This is a genomic window from Acidovorax sp. 107 (genome assembly GCF_003058055.1).
Lineage (GTDB): Bacteria > Pseudomonadota > Gammaproteobacteria > Burkholderiales > Burkholderiaceae_C > Acidovorax.
Genome location: NZ_QBTZ01000001.1, coordinates 3033642 through 3054803, shown reverse-complemented (window position 1 = coordinate 3054803; position 21162 = coordinate 3033642). Strand labels below are relative to the sequence as shown.

General features: G+C 62.1%; 20 protein-coding genes. 15 read left to right on the top strand and 5 right to left on the bottom strand.

Going from position 1 to position 21162, the window contains the following annotated elements; genetic code table 11:
- Window positions 1-24 precede the first annotated feature (24 nt).
- Both recA and recX read left to right on the top strand, forming a co-directional pair.
- Window positions 25-1101, top strand: coding sequence for a recombinase RecA (gene recA / locus C8C99_RS14290; protein ID WP_056644169.1), 1077 nt, complete (start codon window positions 25-27; stop codon window positions 1099-1101).
- An 84-nt stretch (window positions 1102-1185) separates the two neighbouring features.
- Window positions 1186-1644, top strand: coding sequence for a recombination regulator RecX (recX, locus tag C8C99_RS14285; protein ID WP_056643989.1), 459 nt, complete (start codon window positions 1186-1188; stop codon window positions 1642-1644).
- Between the two features lie 55 nt (window positions 1645-1699).
- Here recX and argC read toward each other — a convergent pair whose 3' ends face one another.
- Window positions 1700-2632 (bottom strand): N-acetyl-gamma-glutamyl-phosphate reductase, encoded by a 933-nt coding sequence (gene argC / locus C8C99_RS14280; RefSeq protein WP_108626081.1) that lies wholly within the window; start codon window positions 2630-2632, stop codon window positions 1700-1702.
- 204 nt (window positions 2633-2836) lie between these two features.
- Between argC and sucC the strand changes: the two genes are divergently transcribed.
- The 10 genes from sucC (at window position 2837) to C8C99_RS14230 (ending at window position 15883) form a co-directional block, all read left to right on the top strand.
- A complete protein-coding gene (gene sucC / locus C8C99_RS14275) occupies window positions 2837-3997 on the top strand; it encodes an ADP-forming succinate--CoA ligase subunit beta (protein ID WP_056643985.1) in 1161 nt (386 codons plus the stop codon).
- Between the two features lie 15 nt (window positions 3998-4012).
- Window positions 4013-4909, top strand: a complete 897-nt coding sequence (gene sucD, locus C8C99_RS14270) for a succinate--CoA ligase subunit alpha (protein ID WP_056056609.1) — start codon at window positions 4013-4015, stop codon at window positions 4907-4909.
- Between the two features lie 143 nt (window positions 4910-5052).
- Entirely contained in the window at window positions 5053-5739 is a 687-nt protein-coding gene (locus C8C99_RS14265; protein WP_056643982.1) for a TerC family protein, read from the top strand.
- Between the two features lie 260 nt (window positions 5740-5999).
- A complete protein-coding gene (locus C8C99_RS14260) occupies window positions 6000-8633 on the top strand; it encodes a CHASE2 domain-containing serine/threonine-protein kinase (RefSeq protein WP_233247227.1) in 2634 nt (877 codons plus the stop codon).
- 17 nt (window positions 8634-8650) lie between these two features.
- Complete coding sequence (locus C8C99_RS14255) at window positions 8651-9439, top strand: Stp1/IreP family PP2C-type Ser/Thr phosphatase (protein WP_108626080.1); 789 nt, start codon at window positions 8651-8653, stop codon at window positions 9437-9439.
- Between the two features lie 41 nt (window positions 9440-9480).
- Window positions 9481-10131, top strand: coding sequence for an FHA domain-containing protein (locus C8C99_RS14250; RefSeq protein WP_108626079.1), 651 nt, complete (start codon window positions 9481-9483; stop codon window positions 10129-10131).
- 77 nt (window positions 10132-10208) lie between these two features.
- Window positions 10209-12473 carry a CHASE2 domain-containing protein gene (locus tag C8C99_RS14245; RefSeq protein WP_108626078.1) on the top strand — a complete coding sequence of 755 codons (2265 nt, stop codon included), beginning with the start codon at window positions 10209-10211 and terminating at the stop codon, window positions 12471-12473.
- Between the two features lie 10 nt (window positions 12474-12483).
- Window positions 12484-13272 carry an MBL fold metallo-hydrolase gene (locus C8C99_RS14240; protein ID WP_108626077.1) on the top strand — a complete coding sequence of 263 codons (789 nt, stop codon included), beginning with the start codon at window positions 12484-12486 and terminating at the stop codon, window positions 13270-13272.
- Between the two features lie 324 nt (window positions 13273-13596).
- Window positions 13597-14091, top strand: a complete 495-nt coding sequence (locus C8C99_RS14235; RefSeq protein WP_108626076.1) for a pilin — start codon at window positions 13597-13599, stop codon at window positions 14089-14091.
- Between the two features lie 82 nt (window positions 14092-14173).
- Window positions 14174-15883, top strand: a complete 1710-nt coding sequence (locus C8C99_RS14230; protein ID WP_108626075.1) for a PglL family O-oligosaccharyltransferase — start codon at window positions 14174-14176, stop codon at window positions 15881-15883.
- 98 nt (window positions 15884-15981) lie between these two features.
- Here C8C99_RS14230 and moaC read toward each other — a convergent pair whose 3' ends face one another.
- Window positions 15982-16470, bottom strand: coding sequence for a cyclic pyranopterin monophosphate synthase MoaC (gene moaC, locus C8C99_RS14225; RefSeq protein ID WP_056644165.1), 489 nt, complete (start codon window positions 16468-16470; stop codon window positions 15982-15984).
- 197 nt (window positions 16471-16667) lie between these two features.
- Here moaC and C8C99_RS14220 point away from each other — a divergent pair, with 197 nt between their 5' ends.
- Window positions 16668-18128, top strand: a complete 1461-nt coding sequence (locus C8C99_RS14220; RefSeq protein WP_233247374.1) for a M48 family metalloprotease — start codon at window positions 16668-16670, stop codon at window positions 18126-18128.
- Here the strand turns inward: C8C99_RS14220 and C8C99_RS14215 are convergent.
- From C8C99_RS14215 to C8C99_RS14205, 3 genes are all read right to left on the bottom strand, one after another.
- On the bottom strand, window positions 18096-18449 hold the full coding sequence (locus tag C8C99_RS14215) for a phage holin family protein (RefSeq protein WP_056643968.1): 354 nt from the start codon (window positions 18447-18449) through the stop codon (window positions 18096-18098). The two genes, C8C99_RS14220 and C8C99_RS14215, sit on opposite strands and share 33 nt — an antisense overlap.
- 73 nt (window positions 18450-18522) lie before the next feature.
- A complete protein-coding gene (locus C8C99_RS14210; RefSeq protein WP_108626074.1) occupies window positions 18523-18981 on the bottom strand; it encodes a hypothetical protein in 459 nt (152 codons plus the stop codon).
- Between the two features lie 87 nt (window positions 18982-19068).
- The gene (locus C8C99_RS14205) at window positions 19069-19824 is read right to left on the bottom strand and encodes a TerC family protein (RefSeq protein WP_056643965.1); all 756 of its coding nucleotides are present in this window, start codon (window positions 19822-19824) and stop codon (window positions 19069-19071) included.
- 525 nt (window positions 19825-20349) lie between these two features.
- On the opposite strand from C8C99_RS14205, the gene C8C99_RS14200 reads away from it, so the two are divergent.
- Window positions 20350-20796 (top strand): DUF3717 domain-containing protein, encoded by a 447-nt coding sequence (locus C8C99_RS14200; protein ID WP_056644161.1) that lies wholly within the window; start codon window positions 20350-20352, stop codon window positions 20794-20796.
- Between the two features lie 47 nt (window positions 20797-20843).
- Window positions 20844-21149 carry a hypothetical protein gene (locus C8C99_RS14195; protein ID WP_056644159.1) on the top strand — a complete coding sequence of 102 codons (306 nt, stop codon included), beginning with the start codon at window positions 20844-20846 and terminating at the stop codon, window positions 21147-21149.
- Window positions 21150-21162: the final 13 nt, after the last annotated feature.

Here is a 21162-nt window from a genome sequence, read left to right as displayed (position 1 = left end):
CTGTTGTTTTTCAAGGAGTTTCTCATGGACGTCGCAGTCAAAGGCACCAACCCCGCATTGCCCGTGAACACCGAAAAGGCCAAAGCCCTGGCCGCCGCGCTCGCCCAGATCGAGAAGCAGTTTGGCAAGGGCACGATCATGCGCCTGGGTGAAGGCGAGGTGATCGAGGACATCCAGGTGGTCTCCACTGGCTCCCTGGGCCTGGACATTGCCCTGGGCGTGGGCGGCCTGCCGCGCGGCCGCGTGGTCGAGATCTACGGACCGGAGTCGTCGGGCAAGACCACGCTCACGCTGCAGGTGGTGGCCGAGATGCAAAAGCAGGGCGGCACCTGCGCGTTTGTCGATGCCGAGCACGCCCTCGACGTGCAATATGCCCAGAAGCTGGGCGTGCAGCTGTCCGACCTGCTCATCAGCCAGCCCGACACGGGTGAGCAAGCGCTCGAAATCGTGGACAGCCTGGTGCGCTCAGGCGCCGTGGACCTGATCATCGTGGACTCGGTGGCAGCCCTCACACCCAAGGCCGAAATCGAAGGCGAGATGGGCGATGCCCTGCCCGGCCTGCAGGCCCGCCTGATGAGCCAGGCGCTGCGCAAGCTGACCGCCACGATCAAGAAGACCAACTGCATGGTCATCTTCATCAACCAGATCCGCATGAAGATCGGCGTGATGTTCGGCTCGCCCGAAACGACGACTGGCGGCAATGCGCTCAAGTTCTACGCTTCCGTGCGCCTGGATATCCGCCGCACCGGCACCATCAAGAAGGGCGACGAAGCCATCGGCAACGAAACCAAGGTCAAGGTGGTCAAAAACAAGGTGAGCCCGCCTTTCAAGACGGCCGAGTTCGACATCCTGTTCGGCGAAGGCATCAGCCGCGAAGGCGAGATCATCGACATGGGCGTGACGGCCAAGATCGTGGAAAAGAGCGGTGCCTGGTACGCCTACAACGGCGAGAAGATTGGCCAGGGCCGTGACAACGCCCGCGAGTTTTTGCGTGAAAACCCCGACCTGGCCCGCGAGATCGAGAACAAGGTGCGCGAAGGGCTGGGCATTGCGCTGTTGCCTGGCGCACTGCAGGCTCCAGCAGCGGCTACCGACGAGTGATTTCCGGTTTTTGAAGCCAAATAGCCTGCAGGCGCACATTCCATATGCGCCTGTAGCTATTGAAAATATAGCGTTTGGTCAGCCATGGGATTCACTGCGCTCTCGCTCAAAGGCCGTGCACTGCGGCTGCTGAGCCAGCGCGAACATTCGCGGGCTGAGCTGCGGCGCAAGCTCAGCCCCCATGTGCAAGAGGGCGAAGACCTGGACGCCGTGCTGGACGACCTGCAGGCCCGGGACTTCATCAGCGAGGCGCGGGTCGTGGAGTCGGTGCTGAACCGGCGCGCCGGCCGCCTGGGTGCATCGCGCATCCGGCAGGAGTTGCAATCCAAGGGGTTGGGCGCCGAGGCCGTGCAGCAGGCCGTGGCCCAACTGCAGGGCAGCGAACTGGAGCGTGCCCGCGAGGTGTGGCGCCGCAAGTTTGGCGAGCCCGCAAGCGACCCCCAAACCCGCGCCAAGCAGATGCGGTTTCTGCTGGTGCGGGGGTTCTCAGGCGACGTGGCGCGGCGCGCCGTACAGGGCGCCGGTGATTCCGACGAGGGGTGAGCGCACTGCTGACCTGCGGGGCCTTTTCCTCATCTTCTCAAGGGCTCGGGTGTGCTTACACACCCAGCATCAATTGCAGGTTCTGCACGGCGGCGCCGCTGGCGCCTTTGCCCAGGTTGTCCAGGCGCGCAATGACCACGGCTTGCCGGTACTGCTCGTTGGCAAACACGCGCAGCTCCAGCTTGTTGGTGTCGGTCAGCGTGTCGGCCGCCAGCTTCAAATCATCGGTGGGCGGCAGCACACTCACCCACTGCTCGGGCGTGTTGGTGCGGCTGTAGTGGCTGGCCAGCACGTCGTGCAGGTCGCTGGCCTTGGGGGCGCCGGGCAGCAGGTCCAGGTGCAGCGGCAATTGCACCAGCATGCCCTGGCGGAAGTTGCCCACGGCAGGGATGAACACCGGGCGGCGTGTGAGCCCGGTGTAGCGCAGGATCTCGGGAATGTGCTTGTGCGACAGGCCCAGTGCGTAGGCCTCATACGGCGCGGCGGTGCCTGCCTCGTAGGCTTCGATCATGGTGCGTCCGCCGCCGGAGTAGCCCGACACCGAGGGCAGGCTCAAAGGGTAGTCCGCAGGGACCATGCCCGCATCGACCAGCGGGCGCAGCATGGCAATGGCACCGGTGGCATAGCAGCCGGGGTTGGACACACGGCTGGCGTCGCGCACCGCCTGTGTCTGCGCTGCCGCGAGTTCTGGAAACCCGTACACCCAGCCATCGGCCGTGCGGTGAGCCGTGCTGGCATCGATTACCTTGACCTTGCGGCCCGAGGTGCGCTCGATCTCGTCCACCATCGCCACGGTGTCGCGTGCGGCATCGTCGTGCAGGCAGAGGATGACAAGGTCCACGCCTGCGATCAGGTCGCGCTTGGCGGCTGGGTCTTTGCGCAACCCGGGCGCAATGCTGACCAGCTCGATCTGCGGCATGGCCTGCAGGCGCTCGCGGATCTGCAGGCCCGTGGTACCGGCTTCGCCATCAATAAAGACTTTGGACATGGAGGTGCTCCTGCAAAAAGGCGGCAGCGTCTGCCGGGTGAAAATGGGGGTGGGAAGGCCGTGAGGCCAGCCCGGGGTGTCAGTCAGGCACAAGGATGGTGCGTTGCAGCATGATACAGTCGCGGGTTGCCATGTCCCAAGCCCGCGGCCAGACATCTGTTCATGGTAAACGGGTAACTACCACCCTTCCCTGAGAGAGACCTCATGAAGATTCACGAATACCAAGGCAAGGAAATCTTGCGCAATTTTGGTGTGCCCGTTCCGCGCGGCATCCCTGCATTCACGGTGCAAGAAGCCGTGGAAGCTGCTCAAAAACTCGGCGGCCCCGTGTGGGTGGTCAAGGCCCAGATCCACGCCGGTGGCCGTGGCAAGGGTGGCGGCGTGAAGGTTGCCAAGACCATTGACGACGTGAAGGCACGCGCCAGCGACATCCTGGGCATGCAGCTGGTCACGCACCAGACCGGCCCAGAAGGCCAGAAGGTCCGCCGCCTGTACATCGAAGACGGCGCCGACATCAAGAACGAACTGTATGTGTCGCTGGTGACCGACCGCGCTACCCAGAAGGTGGCCCTGATCGCTTCGAGCGAAGGCGGCATGGACATCGAGGAAGTGGCCCACTCCACGCCCGAGAAGATCATCACCGAGATGATCGACCCCATCGCTGGCATCACCGAAGCACAGTCCCGCAAGGTGGCCGCTGCCATCGGCCTGACTGGCGCTTCCATCGACCAAGCCGTAGACATCTTCGCCAAGATCTACAAGTGCTACATGGAAACCGACGCGTCGCTGGTGGAAATCAACCCGCTGAACTGCGACTCCAAGGGCAACCTGATGGCTCTGGACGCGAAGTTCAACTTTGACGCCAACGCGCTGTTCCGCCACCCCGAAATCGTGGCCTTCCGCGATCTGGACGAAGAAGACCCTGCCGAAGTCGAAGCCTCCAAGTTCGACCTGGCCTACATCAGCCTCGATGGCAACATCGGCTGCCTGGTGAACGGCGCTGGCCTAGCCATGGCCACCATGGACACGATCAAGCTGTTCGGCGGCGAGCCGGCCAATTTCCTGGACGTGGGCGGCGGTGCCACCCCCGAGAAGGTCACCGAAGCCTTCAAGATCATGCTGAAGAACCCCAAGGTCGAAGGCATTCTGGTCAACATCTTCGGCGGCATCATGAAGTGCGACACCATCGCCACCGGCGTGATCACCGCTTGCAAGGCTGTGAACCTGAACGTGCCGCTGGTCGTGCGCATGAAGGGCACGAACGAAGAGCTGGGCAAGAAGATGCTGGCCGAGTCCGGCCTGCCCATCATCGCTGCAGACACCATGGCCGAAGCTGCGACCAAGATCGTTGCTGCCGTCAAGTAAGCCCGGAGAACACACATGTCGATCTACATCAACAAAGACACCAAGGTCATCACCCAGGGCATCACGGGCAAGACGGGCCAGTTCCACACTGAAAAGTGCCAGGAATACGCGAACGGCAAGAACTGCTTTGTCGCAGGCGTGAACCCCAAGAAGGCCGGCGAGTCGATCTTCAACATCCCGATTTACGCCTCCGTCAAGGAAGCAGCACAGCAGACCGGCGCCACCGTGTCGGTGATCTACGTGCCGCCCGCAGGCGCTGCGGATGCGATCTGGGAAGCTGTCGAAGCCGACCTGGACATGGCCATCTGCATTACCGAAGGCATTCCCGTCAAGGACATGCTGATGGTGCGCAACAAGATGAAGGCTAAGGAAGCGGCTGGCGGCAAGAAGACCCTGCTGCTGGGCCCCAACTGCCCCGGCCTGATCACGCCTGACGAAATCAAGATCGGCATCATGCCCGGTCACATCCACCGCAAGGGCCGCATCGGCGTGGTGTCCCGCTCGGGCACGCTGACGTACGAAGCTGTGGCCATGCTGACCGAAGTGGGTCTGGGCCAGTCGAGCGCCGTGGGCATTGGTGGCGACCCCATCAATGGCTTGAAGCACATCGACGTGATGAAGGCTTTCAACGACGATCCAGATACCGACGCCGTGATCATGATCGGTGAAATCGGTGGTCCTGACGAAGCCGAAGCAGCCCAATGGTGCAAGGCCAACATGAAGAAGCCTATCGTGGGCTTCATCGCTGGCGTGACGGCCCCTCCCGGCAAGCGCATGGGCCATGCTGGCGCGCTGATCTCTGGCGGCGCCGATACGGCCGATGCCAAGTTGGCCATCATGGAAGAGTCGGGCTTCATCATCACCCGCAACCCTTCGGAACTGGGCAAGCTGCTCAAGGCCCAGCTGAAGTAAGTGGGCTGGCGCCGTCCCGTTCGTAAGCACAATTACGGACGCGGCGCACGGCGCAGACCGCTAGACTGGCGGCTCCTACAAAAGAGAAGCGCTCGGAACCCCGGTTCCGGGCGCTTCTTGCATTCATAACAGTGGAGTCAGTCATGGAGTTTCTGCAAAGCGCCGATTTTTGGATCGGCTTGGTGAAGATCGTCTGGATCAACATCATCCTGTCGGGTGACAACGCGGTGGTGATCGCGCTGGCCGCCCGGTCCCTTCCTCCCCATCAGCAAAAGAAAGCCGTCTTCTGGGGCTCGGGCGCTGCCGTGGTCTTGCGGATCTTGCTGACCGTTGTGGCGGCCAAGCTGCTGGAGCTGTCGTTCCTGCAGATCGTGGGGGGATGCCTGCTCCTGTGGATCGGCTTTCAGCTGCTCAGCGACGACGAGGAAGATGAGGGCGAATCCAAGACCTATGGCAGCCTGATGGCCGCCGTGCGCACCATCCTGATTGCCGATCTGGTGATGAGCTTGGACAACGTGATCGCGGTGGCCGCTGCTGCGCAAGGCAATGTGATCTTGTTGGTGCTGGGCCTGGCTATCAGTATTCCCTTGGTGATCTTTGGCAGCACGCTCATGATCAAGCTCATGGAGCGGTTCCCTGTCATCGTGGTGTTGGGTGCCGCACTGATTGGCTGGGTGGGTGGCGAAACCATCGCCAGCGATGCCATCTTGCACGACTACGCCGTGGCGCATCCCGCGCTGCACTATGTGGCTGCTGCGCTCGGCGCTGCGCTGGTGGTGGGTGTGGGCAAGTTCTGGCGCAAGGGATCGCGCAGCGCGTCGACCAATTGATGGTCGCGGCGGGAGGCTCGTACGAAGGTCGGATCCTTCTTGCGGGTCCACGGGTGACAAAAATGACATTGCGGTGGCGCCCTGTCTCGCATCGCATGACAAGAACGACACGCCGCTCCACCGCAATCGCCCATTCGCTGCCAATCACCGCCATTCTGCGGCCCCGAAGTGCTTGGCCAGCATGGGCGCAGATATTGCTTTGAACCATTCAATACTGAGTGGAACAACAGCAAGTGGGACGAAAAACCTCGGCGCGGCGGATGGATGGATGGCGTACCGACGGCTTTTGGGGCGGATTGGTGGCACTGGTCGTCGCAGGCCTGTGTACGGTCACGGGCGCATCGCTGGCGCTCGAGCACAGGCTTTACGACGCGGCTGTCCGCATTTCCTCCCCCGCCCCGCTGGCCGACGTGGTGATTGTGGGCATCGACGACGCCAGCCTTGCCGCGGTCGGTCCTTGGCCCTGGCCGCGTGACGTTCACGCGCAGCTCATTGATCGACTGTCAGCGGCTGGCGCCCAGGCCATCGTCTATACCCCCGCATTCACACAACCCCAGAGCGACAGAGGGTTGGGCTACCTGCGAAAAATCCGCGAAACCCTCGCTGCGGCGGGCGAGGGAACCGCATTGACGGCCGAGCTGGGCCGTGTGGTGGGAGAGGCAGAAGCTGCGCTCGACGGCGATGCGCGCCTGGCTGCAGCCATCCAGCGGGCGGGCAATGTGTTCCTTGCTTCGCGCTATGAAAGCACCGGGGCTTCGGCGCCGTTGCCCTCTTACGTGCGCCGCAGCACGGTGCCTGATCCAGGTGTTGCCGCGACCCCCGTGCAATTGGCTCGGCACCCTATCGCTTCGCTGGGCGCTGTGGCTGCGGGGGTGGGGCACGTTTATGCAGAGCCCGACCAGGATGGCCGCATGCGCCAGGTTCCACTGCTTCTTCGCTACGACAGTGTCGGGGTGCCGTCCCTGGCGTTGCTGGCGGCGCAACACAGCCTGCATCTGGGTTTGGGTGATCTCCGCGTGACCGACGCGCCTGGCGGGCTGCGGTTGGGGGCGCTGAACATTCCCACGAATGCAGCTACCGTAATGCGCCCCCGCTGGCAGATGGCCGCCGACGGTGCGGGCTCTTTCCCTGTGTGGTCTGCCTCCAGTGTGCTTGGCGGAGCCACCCCGGCCAGCGGCCTTCGGGGCAAGATCGTGCTGGTGGGTGAAATGGCGGATACGCTGCCTGGTCCGGCAGCGCAATCGGGGGAGCCGGCCGTCTATCCGGTGGAAGTGTTGGCACAAACCCTGTCGTCGATCCGCCTCGGGTTGGGTGTGTTGGAGCCAGGTTGGGCCGCCCCCGTGGGTTGGCTGGTGTTGGCGCTGGTGGTTTTGTATGTGGGGGCGATGGCGCCGCGCATCGCGCGTCCAGTGGGGGTAGGTGCGGGCGCTGCGCTCGCGCTCACCCTGGTCATCTCTGAATGGACCCTGCTGCGGTATGGAGGCCTGTGGGTCCCGTTGTTGCTTCCGGTGCTGGCGCTGCTGGCAGGAGCGGCCATGGCGGCGATTCTGTACCGCGGACGGCAGGGCGAAGTCTCTGGGCGTTCTGCCGAAGCCGCTGAGGCCGACCGCATGATGGGCCTGGCGCTGCAGGGCCAGGGTCAGCTGGACATGGCCTTTGAGCGCCTGCGCAAGGTGCCCCCCAGCAACGCGCTTCTGGACAACCTGTACCACCTGGCAGAGGATTTCGAGCGCAAGCGCCACTTCGCCAAGGCCCAGGCGGTGTACGAACACATCCTTCGCCATGACCGCCAGTACAAGGACGTGCGCAGCCGCTACAAGCGTGCGCGCGCTCAGGCACAGACCGGTGCGCAAGCCCCGCTGGGCGTGAAGGATTCCGTGCCGCAGGCAGACCCTGCTTTACCCCGGCTGCCAGGCGACGCCACGGGGGGCGTGCCAATGTTGGGCCGCTACCAGATCGACCGCGAGATTGGCAAAGGTGCCATGGGGGTTGTCTATTTGGGGCGAGATCCCAAGATCGGCCGCGTCGTGGCGATCAAGACGCTGGCCCTGGGGCAGGAGTTTGAAGGCGATGCCTTGATTGATGCGCGCGCCCGTTTCTTCCGCGAAGCCGAGACCGCGGGTCGATTGCAGCATCCGAATATCGTTACCATTTTTGATGCCGGCGAGGAGCACGACCTCGCCTACATCGCCATGGAGTTCCTCAAGGGCGAAGACCTGACCCATGCCTGCGGCCAAGACCGGTTGCTGCCTGTGCCCACAGTGCTGTCCATTGCGGCCCGGGTCGCGGATGCGCTGGACTACGCCCATGCCCACAATGTGGTGCACCGCGACATCAAGCCTGCCAACATCATGTTTGACAGCGCGACGGACGCAGTCAAGGTGACCGACTTTGGCATCGCGCGCATCACGGATTCGAGCAAGACCCGCACGGGGCTGGTTCTGGGTACACCCAGCTTCATGTCGCCCGAGCAGTTGGCGGGGAAGAAGGTCGATGGGCGCTCGGACCTCTATTCGTTGGGCATCACCCTGTTCCAGTTACTCACGGGGTCGCTGCCGCTCCGTGGTGCGTCCATGACCGAGCTGATGCACAAGATCGCCAACGTGGAGGCGCCCGATGTGCGCCAGCTACGCCCTGAACTCCCGCCCGCTGTGGCCAAGGTCGTGGCGATGGCGTTACAGAAGCGCCCGGAGGCCCGCTATCAGACTGGGCGGCAGTTCGCGATGGATCTACGGCAGGCAATGGCGGGCGATGCCAGTTTTACCCCTGAACCAGTCGTCTATGATGCGGACCGCGATGCATCAGGGCAAGAAATGGCGGATTTTCAGGAAACCGTGATGGAGCCCCCCGCCGTGCGGGGTGCGGCAGCCTCGCCGATTTCGGGCGCCCCATGACGCACACCTCCACATCCATGACCTATGAATTCACTGCGCGGACCGACAAGGGCCGCGTGCGTTCCAACAATGAAGACGCGGTAGCTGTTGACCGCGATGCGCAGGTTGCGATATTGGCCGATGGCATGGGCGGCTACAACGCGGGTGAGGTGGCCAGCGGCATGGCCACCACCTTCATCCGTACTGAAATGGCGCGCTGGCTGGCCCAGGCGGGCACGAGTCCCCAGTCCACCGATGTGCGCCGAGCGCTGGAAATTTGCGTGGAGAACGCGAATCACGCTATCCTGGGTGCGTCCCTCTCCAATCCGCAGTACGCGGGCATGGGCACCACGCTGGTGGTGGCGGTGTTCCACAGCAGTCGCCTGATCTTGGGTCACATCGGCGATTCGCGCTGCTATCGGCTGCGAGGTGGAGTTCTGCAGCAAATCACGCGCGACCATTCCTGGCTGCAAGAGCAGGTGGATGCGGGGCTGCTGACAGCGCAGCAGGCGGCGTTGTCCTCCAACCGGAACCTGGTCACCCGGGCTCTGGGCGTGGAGCCCAATGTGTTGATGGAAGTCAACGAGTTCCAGGTGGCGCCCCATGATCTGTTTCTTCTGTGTTCCGATGGGCTCACCGACATGGTGTCCGATCCGGACCTGGCAGAGTTGGTGCGTGCGCCCCTGCCATTGGAGGAAAAAGCGACATTGCTCGTTGACACAGCCAACGCCAACGGGGGGCGTGATAACGTGAGCGTGCTGCTGGTGCAGGCTGCCGCAGGAAGCAAAAAACGTGGCCTCATGTCTCGATTGCTAGGGGCCTCTTGAACGGCCCGAAACACAACAATTCATCACATCAGGAGTAGATCATGCCGAGAATGATCGTTTCAATCGACGGCGTCGTCATCAAGGAAGTGCAGCTGACCAAGGAGCGGACCACGCTGGGTCGGCGTCCTTACAACGACATCGTGATCGACAACCTTGCGGTGAGTGGAGAGCATGCCGTGCTCCATATGGAGGGTCAGGATGTGGAGATTGAGGACCTTGGCAGCACCAACGGCACCTATGTGAATGCCAAGGCCGTCAAGCGCCAGGAGCTGCGAAATGGCGATACGGTGGAGGTGGGCAAGTACAAGATCCGCTTCCTGCAAGATGCCGAAGGCCAGAACTTCGAGAAGACCATGATCTTCAAGCCTGGCATGGTGCCGCCTGCCGTGGCAGCTGCCAGGCCCGCCCAGGCGGCGCCTGCGCCGGCCCCGGTTTCAGCGGTGATCCGGGTCATGTCCGGCGCTGCTGCAGGTCGCGAGGTATCGCTCCAGAAGGTAGTGACCACCATCGGAAAGCCCGGTGTGGCGGTGGCCTCCATCACCAAGCGGCATCAGGGTTTTGTGTTGGCCCATGTCGAGGGGCCTGACATGCCTTTGCTGAATGGCGCAGCCATTGGTGCGTCGCCGGTTCCCCTCAAGCACGGTGATCGCCTGGAGCTGGCGGGCACCGAGATGCAGTTCGAGCAAAGCTGACATCTGGCAAAGGGCCTACGCCGTATCTGCGAGCCATTGTTGGCCTGACCTGAACCCATTTTCTCGCGCGCGGACACATGCTGCAGTCCCTGTTGCATCTGTTTCGCCGGCGCTGGCAGCGCATTGCGGTCACACTGATACCGCTGGTGTTTGCGCTGCTGCACGTGGCAGACTTACTTCACCTGCAGGTGCTGGAACGGCTGGACCACATCATCTACGACACCCGCTTGCGGGTGACCATGCCGCGCACGCTGGACGAGCGGATTGTCATTGTCGATATCGATGAAAAGAGCCTGGGGCGTGTAGGCCAATGGCCCTGGCGCAGGGACAAGATGGCCACGCTGATGCGCGAACTGTTTGAGCGCCAGCAGGTGTCGGTGGTGGGGTTTGACGTGCTGTTTGCCGAGGCCGATGAAAGCTCGGGGCTTTCTACGCTGCAGCAACTGGCGCGGGGTCCTTTGCGCAGCCAGCCAGCCTTCAAGGAGCAACTGGAGCGCCTGGCACCATCGCTGGACTATGACGCGCTTTTTGCGCAGGCTCTGCAAGGGCAGCCGGTGGTGTTGGGTTACTACCTGTCTGGCGAAGACCGCGACGGCATCACCAAGGGCATGTTGCCAGACCCCGCGCTTCCGCTGGAGCGCTTGCGGGGCTTGCCTCTGGGGGCCACCACCTGGCGTGGGTATAGCAGCAACATCGAGGCACTTACCCGCGCGGCCCCCGCGGCGGGGTTCTTCAATTCGATCACGGACGAAGATGGGGTCGTTCGATCCTTGCCTTTGTTGGGCGAGTACCAGGGGCAGTATTACGAATCGCTGGCGCTGGCCATGTTCCGTACCGCCATTGGCCTGCCGGAGATCCATCCAGGCTTTGTCAGCCCCACGCCCTCTGGAACGCACGACCTGCTCCAGAGCGTCGTGCTACGGCAGGACGGCCGTGCGCTGGTGCTACCCGTAGACCAGCAGCTGGCCACACTCATTCCCTACCGGGGCCCGGGCGACGCCAAAGGAGGTTCCTTCCGGTACATCTCGGCGTCTGACGTTCTGGATGGCCTGCTGCCGTCTGGCCAGCTCAAGGACCAATTGGTGCTGGTCGGCTCTACGGCCCCTGGCTTGCTGGATTTGCGCGTGACCCCGGTGGGCAGAACGTACCCCGGAGTGGAAACCCACGCCAACGTGCTATCGGCATTCCTGGATGGAAAGAGCATAGTCCGCCCCGACTACGCCGCAGGGTTTGATGTGCTGCAGCTGTTATGCGCGGGTGTGCTGCTGGCGGTGGCACTACCCCTCTTGTCCGCATCGTCTGCGGTCTTGCTCAGCGGGGGGGTGGTGTGCGCGCTGGTGGGGCTCAATCTGTGGATGTACATCGCTCAGGGGCTGGCGCTACCGTTGGCGACAGCGGTGGTGATGTCGATGCTGGCCTTTGCACTCAACATGGCATACGGCTATTTTGTGGAGAGCCGCTCCAAGCGTGAGTTGGCCGCACTGTTCAGTGCCTACGTGCCCCCTGAGCTGGTGGCGGAGATGGTCAAGCAGCCCGAGCACTACAGCATGCAGGCCACCAACCGGGAGCTGACGGTGATGTTCTGCGACATGCGGGGCTTCACTGCCATGTCTGAACGCATGGAGCCATTGCAGTTGCAGGGGTTGTTGAATGAGGTATTCAGCAAACTCACCCACATCATCCGCAGCCACCGAGGCACGATTGACAAATACATGGGCGACTGCGTCATGGCCTTTTGGGGTGCGCCCGTGGCCACCCCTGACCACGCGCAACTGGCGGTAACTGCCGCCCTGGAAATGTCGCAGGCGATTGGGCAAATCAATGCCGACCACCGCCAGCGCGGGCTGCCTGAGATTGGCGTAGGCATTGGACTCAATACTGGCGTCATGTGCGTGGGCGACATGGGCTCGGACATTCGGCGTAGCTACACGGTCATTGGCGATGCGGTCAACCTCGGCTCCCGCCTGGAAGGGCTTTCCAAGCACTACGGTACCTCGATCGTGGTGAGCGAGTCCGCCATGCAGCTCGCTCCTCAGTTCGTATGGCAGGCTATGGACCGCGTGCGCGTCAAGGGCAAGGCGCAGGCCGTACCGATTTACCAGCCGCTTGCACTCCAGGGAGAGCTGTCGAGCGACCTTGCCGAAGAATTGGTGGTGTGGGAGGGTTTTCTGCGTGCCTATGCAGCGCAGGAATGGGCACAATGCGACAGACTAATGGCGCAATTGCAAGAGCGCAGGCCTCAATGCATGCTGTACGGGTTGTATGCCGCCCGGGTTGAGGCGCTGCGTGGGCAGGCTTTTGACCCCAACTGGGACAGTGCCACCAATTTCGACACCAAGTAGAAGGCTTCACATGAAGGTTCGCGTGCTGGGATGCTCCGGCGCCATCGCCAAAGACTGTCGCACGACATCGTTCTTGATCGGCGACAGCGTCTTGCTCGATGCTGGCACCGGGGTAGGTGACCTCACGCTGGATGAAATGGGCAAGATCGACCACGTACTGCTGACCCATTCCCATCTGGACCACATCGCCGCCCTGCCCCTGATGCTGGACGCGGTGTCGTCCCAGCGCCGTCGTCCCGTGCAAGTGCACGCCCTTGCCGACACCATCGGGGCGCTTCAGGCCCATGTCTTCAACAACGTCATCTGGCCAGATTTCAGCACCATACCTTCTGCGGCATCCCCCTTCCTGCAGTACCGGACCTTTGTGTCCGGTGAGGTGTTGAGCATCGCAGGCACGCAGATTGAGGTGCTACCCGCTCACCACACTGTCGCCGCCGTAGGGTTTGCGGTCCAAGGCGACACTGGTTGGTGGGTGTTCAGCGGCGATACCGAGCGCAACCCTTCATTCTGGAACCGTGTCAACGCAATGCCGGTGGCTTGCCTGGTGATCGAAACAGCCTTCAGCAACCGCGAGCGCGACCTCGCTCGCCGCAGCCTGCACCTCTCGCCCGAGACCCTCGCGCAGGAATTGGCGCATATCCCCGCCGCGGATCGCTACCCCATCTACATCACGCACACCAAGCCATCGGAGACTTCGCTCATCATGGATGAGATTCGACAGTTCGACAGCACGGCCCGTACCCACCACAGTCCGCATGACATTCGGTGGCTGAGTGCCGGGCAGACGATGGAGGTCTAGCGAAAGTGCCCATGGGCGTGACAATACTGGGCGACAAAAATGTAATTTCGAGAATGAATTGAGGTCGTCTGCCGAGCAAACATGAATGTAGATCGGGGGCCGTGTCGGGTGGATTCGTCGGCTCATGCTGGATGCGGCGCTCTCTTTGAGAGCTTTGCTAAAAAACGCCGAACTTCTGAAAGCTTGCAGTGTGCTGGCAGGCGGTTTTGTCTTTACTACCTGCGGGGCTTCTTGTGGGCTTGATGCAATCGTCGTCTGTTTCAACGGGCAGGCACAGCAATTGCATAACCACAGCGCATTTGCAACTTTTTCTAGGAGTTCTTCATGAAGCGTTCTATCCAAAAGGGTTTCACCCTGATCGAATTGATGATCGTGGTTGCGATCATCGGTATCTTGGCTGCCGTGGCGCTGCCTGCGTACAAGGACTACACCATCAAGGCGCGTATGTCTGAAGTGGTGCTGGCCGCTTCGCAGTGCCGCACCACCATCAGCGAAACCATCCAGAGCATGAATCCGACCGCCACTTTGTCGGGTACCAATGCCTTCGGTTGCGATGCGACCAACCCCACCAAGATGGTGGCTTCCATCGCCGCCAACGAAGTCACTGGCCAGATCGTAGTGGTGCCACACCAGACCAATCTGGGCGTTGACCTCACTGCCACTCCGGGCTCCATCACCCTGACACCCTACAAAGATAGCGCTAGCGGTGTTTACGCATTGGGCACGGCTACTACTGGTGGCCAAGGTACCCAAGTGTACGAATGGGTGTGCAAGGCAACCGGTAACACCACCAAGTACGCACCAGGTTCTTGCCGCTAAGTTTTTCGCGAACTGCGTTCGCGATTTATAGGAAGGGGGCTTTGGCTCCCTTTTTTGTTTTTCTAGACTGCCGTCACTTCGCATGACCACTGACTCAACATCCAAAGCAACAGGCTGGGCCGTTCTTGCCAGTTTGGCCTATGCGCTGTGCTGGCTGTTACCTAATCACCACGTGCCTTGGGTTGATTTTTATTCCGATGCGTGGGCAGCCTGTGTGTTGTGGGTGCTGGCCGTTGTGGTGCTCTGGCGCAGCCGAAAAATGGCGTTGCAGGAGTGGCACGCACTGCCCTTGCTGGGTCTGGCTTGTGTTGGGGTCGTTTGGCTGCAATATGCCTCAGGCCTTATCGAGACGTTAGGCGTCGCCTTTATCAGCAGCTTGTTCTTGGCTGGGCTCATGTTGGCACTGTTGGTGGGGGCTGCCTGGGAACGTTGGAAACCCGGTCAATGCGCGGACTTTTTGTTCATAGCGGTACTGATCGGCGCGTCGGGATCATTGTTGATCCAGTTCCAGCAATGGTGGAGCATCGATCCGGGATCAGCATTCTGGCTTTTCATCCCCGCGCCCCCGGCGCGCTTCCATGGCAATCTTGGCCAACCGAATCAACTGGCAAGCCTTTTGTGCCTGGGCGTTCTGGCCTGCGCTTGGCTACACGAGCAACGGCGTCTGCCAGGTTTGGCTGCATGGGGCTGGGCGGTACTGTTAGCCATTGGCCTCGCGCTGACCGAGTCACGCACGAGCTGGGCGGTTGTGATTGTTTCGCTGGCTGCGCTGATCATGTTGCGAAAACGCTTGGCGATATCACGCCGGTTGATGGCGGGCGCACTTGGCTGGACGGTAGTGTTTGCCCTTTTTGTGGTGACCCTCCCTTTCGTCAATGTGTGGCTGGGGCGAGCCACAGAGCTACAGCCGTTGCGGGGGACTTCATCTTTCAAGCTGCGCCTTGAGTTTTGGGCCAAATTGTCGGATGCATTGTTGCAGCACCCCTGGTCTGGATACGGATGGATGCAAACGAGTTTCGCTCAGTTCCCCTCTGATCCGTACGCCATGGTGACCGGTGGAACGCTCCGGCATGCTCATAACCTGTTCATGGACCTAGTGGTCGAGCTCGGCCTTCCCTTAGGTCTGGCGGTGTGTTTGTTGCTGGGTGTGTGGATGGTCAGTGCGCTGAGGCGTGTTGCCAAGGTGGAGCAGCTGTGGATGTTGTTATTTGTGGTGGCTTTGGGCGTGCATGCCATGCTTGAATTTCCGCTGCACTACGCGTACTTCCTGCTGCCGTTCGGCCTCATGCTGGGAGCGTTGAACGTAGCGTTGAAATTCAAGCCCGTGTTGAGTACCCGCCTCTGGCCGACTGTTGTCGCGTTGGTACTGGGGGGTGTTGGACTGTCGATCACTGTATACGACTATGCCCGTATCGAACGCGACTTTTTCACGCTGCGCTTTGAGCATCAGAAGCTCGACAAAGCGGGGGAACGGGTTGCCCCTGACGTGGTGGCACTGACCCAATTGCAGGACATGATTTGGCTGGCGAGAATTGATCCTTCAAAAACATACGCGGAAAAGGATCTGGAGCGAGCCCTCAAGACCATGAAGTTACTGCCCAGCATAATGGCCAACTACAAGCTGGCGGCTATGTATGCATTTGCAGGACAGCCCCGACAAGCTGAGTATTGGATTGTTGTGCTGACGCGAATGAACCGCTTGGGAGAACGGGAGGTGCGAGACATCCGCAGACAGTGGGACGAACAGTCAGCTGTTTTCCCCCCCATGGCGGAAGTGGCCTGGCCTGAGTGATCCGTTATGTCTGGGAGCGGATCAAACGATCTGCCTTCAAAGCGGAAAGCGCAAATTTTCTGGCCGTTTCGCTCGACTCTAAAAAAAGGCTCACAAAGCTACCTTGCCCGGTAGCGCCCCGACTTTCCGCCCTGTTTTTCCACAACGTGCACATCATGGATGGACATGCCCCGATCCACAGCTTTGCACATGTCGTAAATGGTAAGCAGCGCGACCTGCACGGCGGTAAGCGCTTCCATCTCCACACCAGTGGGACCGACGGTTTCCACAGTTGCGGTACAAAATATGCCTGTAGTGCCTAATTTTTGAACACTGGATGCTTCGAATTCAATAGCAACTCGGGTCAATGCCAGTGGGTGGCACAGCGGGATCAGGTCGCTGGTTTTCTTGGCGGCCATGATGCCGGCGATCCGGGCAATGCCGAGCACGTCACCCTTTTTGGCGTTGCCAGCTTCGATGAGTGCCAGCGTGGCGGGCAGCATTTCGATGCGGCCGCTGGCGATTGCAATGCGATGTGTAGCCGCTTTGGCGGCCACGTCAACCATGTGGGCTTGGCCCTGGGCATCAAAATGGGTGAGTGCGGACATGGGGTCGTAACCAGGTGAATAGGTGGGAAACATTTGGGGGGGCAGGGCATCATACGTGCATGTGGATCCGCAAATGCCCCCCCGCAAAGCCTTCGGCCAATGATGCCGTTCTGCATCACCATGTCGAGCAAAATACTTTCCAAACGCATAGCAGAATTGCTTGCACAGCTGCACTATTGATAGCGACTGGCATTGCTATTGCGTTGCCGGCTGCTGCCCAGCCCTCCCTCCCTACCCTCGGCGACGCCAGCGACCTCACCACCAGCGCCGAGCGCCGCCTGGGCGATCGCATCATCCGGGAGCTGTACCGCGACCCGGACTATGTGGATGACCCGGTCGTGGCTGACTATGTGCAGGGGATCTGGCAGCCGCTCCTGGCAGCCGCCAAAGCTCGGGGGGAGCTGAGTGCCGAGTTGGATGAGCGCTTTGCGTGGGAGATTCTGCTGGGCCGCGACCGCACGGTGAACGCTTTTGCCTTGCCTGGAGGGTATCTGGGTGTGCATCTGGGGCTGATTGGTGTGGTGGCCACACGCGACGAGCTGGCCTCCGTGTTGGCCCATGAGTTGAGCCATGTGACCCAGCGCCACATCTCGCGCCTGATCACGCAGCAGAGCAAGCAGACGCCTTTGCTGTTGGGGGCGATGGTGCTCGGCGCCCTCGCCGCCAGCAAGAACCCGGGTGCCACGCAGGCATTGGTGGTGGGGGGGCAGGCGCTGGCCATGCAGAACCAGCTCAATTTCTCCCGGGATATGGAGCGCGAAGCGGACCGCATAGGCTATGGGCTCATGGCCCCTGCGGGCTTTGCGCCCCAAGGCTTTGTGAGCATGTTTGAAAAGCTGCAGCAGGCCAACCGGTTGAACGACAACGGGTCGTGGCCCTACTTGCGCAGCCACCCACTGACGACGGAGCGCATGGCAGACATGCAGTCGCGCATCCCTCCAGGCGGGGCGACTGCGCCTGGGCCCGCTCCGCAGCCTTCCAGTGAACATGCCATGGTGGCAGCACGGGCGCGCGTATTGTCCAACCCGGGGGTGGATACCTTGCGCCAATGGATCGCCGAACCGCGTGGCTCGGGTTTTCAGGCACTGACCTTGCCACGCCGTGCCGCGGTGCTGTATGCAGCGGCGCTGGCCAGCAGCCAGCTGCGTGACACGGTGGGCGCGCGCACGGTGGTCCGCCAACTGGATGATCTGGTGCGGCCAGACCCTGCGGCCCACCGGCTCGCGCGCTTGTTGATGGCGGAGATTGAACTGTCGGCGGGTGATGCTGCTACGGCCTTGGCATCCGTTGCGGATGACAGCAGCACTCGCCGGCCCGAACTGGTGTTGCGCACGCAGGCGCTTTTGCGAGCCAATCGGCCGGGTGAGGCCACGCAGGCATTGCAGGCCTGGGCGGCTACCCACCCCAAGGATGCCACCGTATGGCAACTGCTGGCGTCCACCTGGCAGGCGCAGGGGCAGGCCTTAAGGGCAGTCCGCGCGGAGGCGGAGGCGCATGCAGCACGTTATGACTATGCTGCTGCCGTGGACCGGTTCAAGGCGGGCCAGGACATGGCCCGGCGCGGCGGAGCAACGGTGGACCACATTGAGGCGTCGATCATCGACACGCGCCTGCGCGCGATGGAATCACTTCTTCGTGAACAGGCCGCCGAGCGCTGATTCGATCACGAGCCCCAGTACCGAGTAGATCAGCGAGCCCAGCAGCGCGGCCCCGAAGCCTGCGACATGGAAGCCGTCCAGCACGCTGGCCGCCGCCCAGAACATGAGCGCGTTGATGACGAAGAGAAACAGCCCCATCGTGACGATGGTGACGGGCAGGGTGAGCACGACCAGCACGGGCCGCAGCACCACATTGAACAGGCCGATCACGAAGGCCGCGATCAGCGCCGAGGTGAAGCTCTTCACCTCCACACCGCTGTAGATATAAGCCACGAACAGCAGCGATGCAGCGCTGAGCAGCCATTTCAGAAGGAGTCGCATGGCCGGAGAATAGCACTGGCCCGCGGGTGGGCGGTCAGTGAATGCGGCTAGCGTGACCAAGCCGCTCCTGCACTCATTCGAGCGCAAGCACCCACAGCACGCCAAAGCCGGTGAGCACGCTGCCCAGCGTGCCCGAAAGCGACGACCAGCGTCCGTCGGCGCGGCCAGCAGGCTGCACGGGCTCAGACTTGGGCCGACGGGCATCCAGTACGGGCGCGGCCACCATGCCGCCCCCATCGGCCTGAATCTGCGCAGTCAGCTCGGCCAACGGACCCTTCGCGATCACGGTGGTCACCGCGCCCGAGGGCGCATGCAAGGTGGGCACAATCTGGGCGAACAGCTTGTCCGCCCACTTGGTGCGCCAGTTCTCGCGTGTGCTGTGGCTCACCCACTTGCTGACGCGGTGCGTCATGCGCGGCGCGCAGGCAACCAGTACCCAATGGGTGTCTGCGCTGGCCGGTCGTCCGCAGAGGGGCTCCAACACCTGCTGCGCGTACGCCGCGTCGTCCACATACACGATGACTCTGTCCATACCCACCTCCAGGTGTGTGGCACGCCACAGGGGAGCGGTATGGCCTCCCTGCGCTGCCTCAGATGCAATGCAATCCGTGTGAATCGGTCAGTGTCCGGCCGGTGCCGAGCCAGCACTGGCACGCCGGGCCAGAATGATTTTGCCTGCCAACAGGACGAGCAGTGCGCCCGCCACGCTGGCCCCGTACTTGACCACATCGGTCACCTCACCACTCGCGCCGTCCAGGGGCATCTTGAGCATCCATTGCCACTTGTCCGGGTTGGCCAGGGCGGGATCGGTGACCAGCATGCCGCCAGCGATCCAGCCCAGCAGCATGCCACCGAGCGTGATGATGAAGGGAAAGCGTTCCATGAGCTTGATGACCAGCTGACTGCCCCAGACGATGATCGGGATAGAAATCAGCAGGCCCAGCACGACCAGCAGGAAAGAGTGGTCGCCCGCGTTTTGCGCAGCGCCTGCGATGGCGATCACGTTGTCCACGCTCATGACCAGATCGGCCACGATGATGGTCTTGATGGCGGCCAGCAGTTTGTCACTGCCTTGCACGTCGCCATGGCCCTCTTCATCGGGTGCCAGCAGCTTCACGCCGATCCATACCAGCAGCAGTGCGCCCACGAACTTGAGGAAAGGCAGCGCCAGCAAGGTCATCGCAAAGGCGATCAGGACCACGCGCAGCACGATGGCACCTGCAGTGCCCCAGATGATCCCTTTGGTGCGCTGCGCCGGAGGCAGTTTGCGGCAGGCCAGCGCAATGACCACCGCGTTGTCGCCACCCAGCAAGATGTCGATGATGATGATCTGGCCTAGTGCGAGCCAGAATTCGGGCGAAGCCAGAAAGTCCATAAATTCCTCAATGTCAGTGGCGAAACGAGGATCCTGGCGCCACTGTAGCGCCGAGCCCCTCGCAGGGATAGGGGGCTCACGGTGACCTGGTCAAGGAAGGCTTGCCCCTGAGCGGGGAGGAATGACAAGCGAAGGGATGTCCTTGATCAGCCCACGGTGGGCCCATCAAAGGTCTTGCTCAGTTCCACACAGGCTGCTTGTGTGTGAACCCGGATTGCCGGAAGCAAGGCTTCGTATTGACGACAAATCCGATGCCTTGCGCTGGTCCAGCCCGAGCGATGGCGGGCCGGCTGGCAAGGCGGGAGCTACTCCCCTTCGAGACAGCGATTGGAACATTCCTGGCGAGGCAGCGCAAGGGCCGGGGCGTTGTGGTTACTGCGTACATCCAAAAGTGCGTGCGCTGAGCAGGAGATTCAGCCTGGGGAGCGCATCGGATAACACCACGGCCAGCATCCATCGCGGCGGGCCGCTATGATCCAGCCCCCTTCCAGTGCCATCGCGCTTTCGCGTCCCTCGCTCGTTTTCATGGCTGCCATCCACATTACCGACATCGAAGCCGCCATCAACCACTGGCGCCACCGTGCGCCCGCATCGCCCGATGGGCTAAGCCTCGCGCCCGAGGTCCAGGCCCTGGGTGAGGTCTATGCGCTGATGGTCTATGGGCGTGCGACCGAGATCGACGATAGCAGCCTGACCCCGGCCGCGATGGCCGCGTGGCAGGCCTGGTACGACACGACGCCCGACACCCCTTGCATCGCAATTTGCTCCACCAGCCAGGGCGACGACCTGTGCAAGGGCTGTGGTCGCACGTTCGATGAGGTGCAGTTCTGGCCTTCGTTTACCCCTGCAGAAAAGCGGATGGTGTGGCGCCGCATCACGCTGGAGCATTCGGCCTGGCGTTTCAACCGGTACGCCGAGCGAGCGGCAGAAGGTGTGACGATACCGGGGGTGGCCAACGGTACGCTGGGTTAAGCAGCGGTGGGATGTACGCAGGCGCGGCAAACCGCTATGGTGCTGCCATGCTGCGCCTGACCCAAGCCCCGAACATCGCGATTGCCACCCTATGGGTGGACCTCCTGTGCGAGGCAGGCATGACGGCTTCCGTGCAGCGCCAGTACCTGGGCGCTGCCGCCGGGCACTTGCCGCCCGACCAGTGCCTGCCTGAAATCTGGCTGGACCACGATGAACATGCCACGCGCGCGCAGACCCTGCTGCAGGCGTTGCAGGACTTGCCCCAGCGTCGCTGGGCCTGCCGCTGCGGTGAATTGGTGGAAGGTGGTTTCGAGCAGTGCTGGCACTGCGGAGCCCTCATGCCGCGCGACTGACGGGACTCGATTG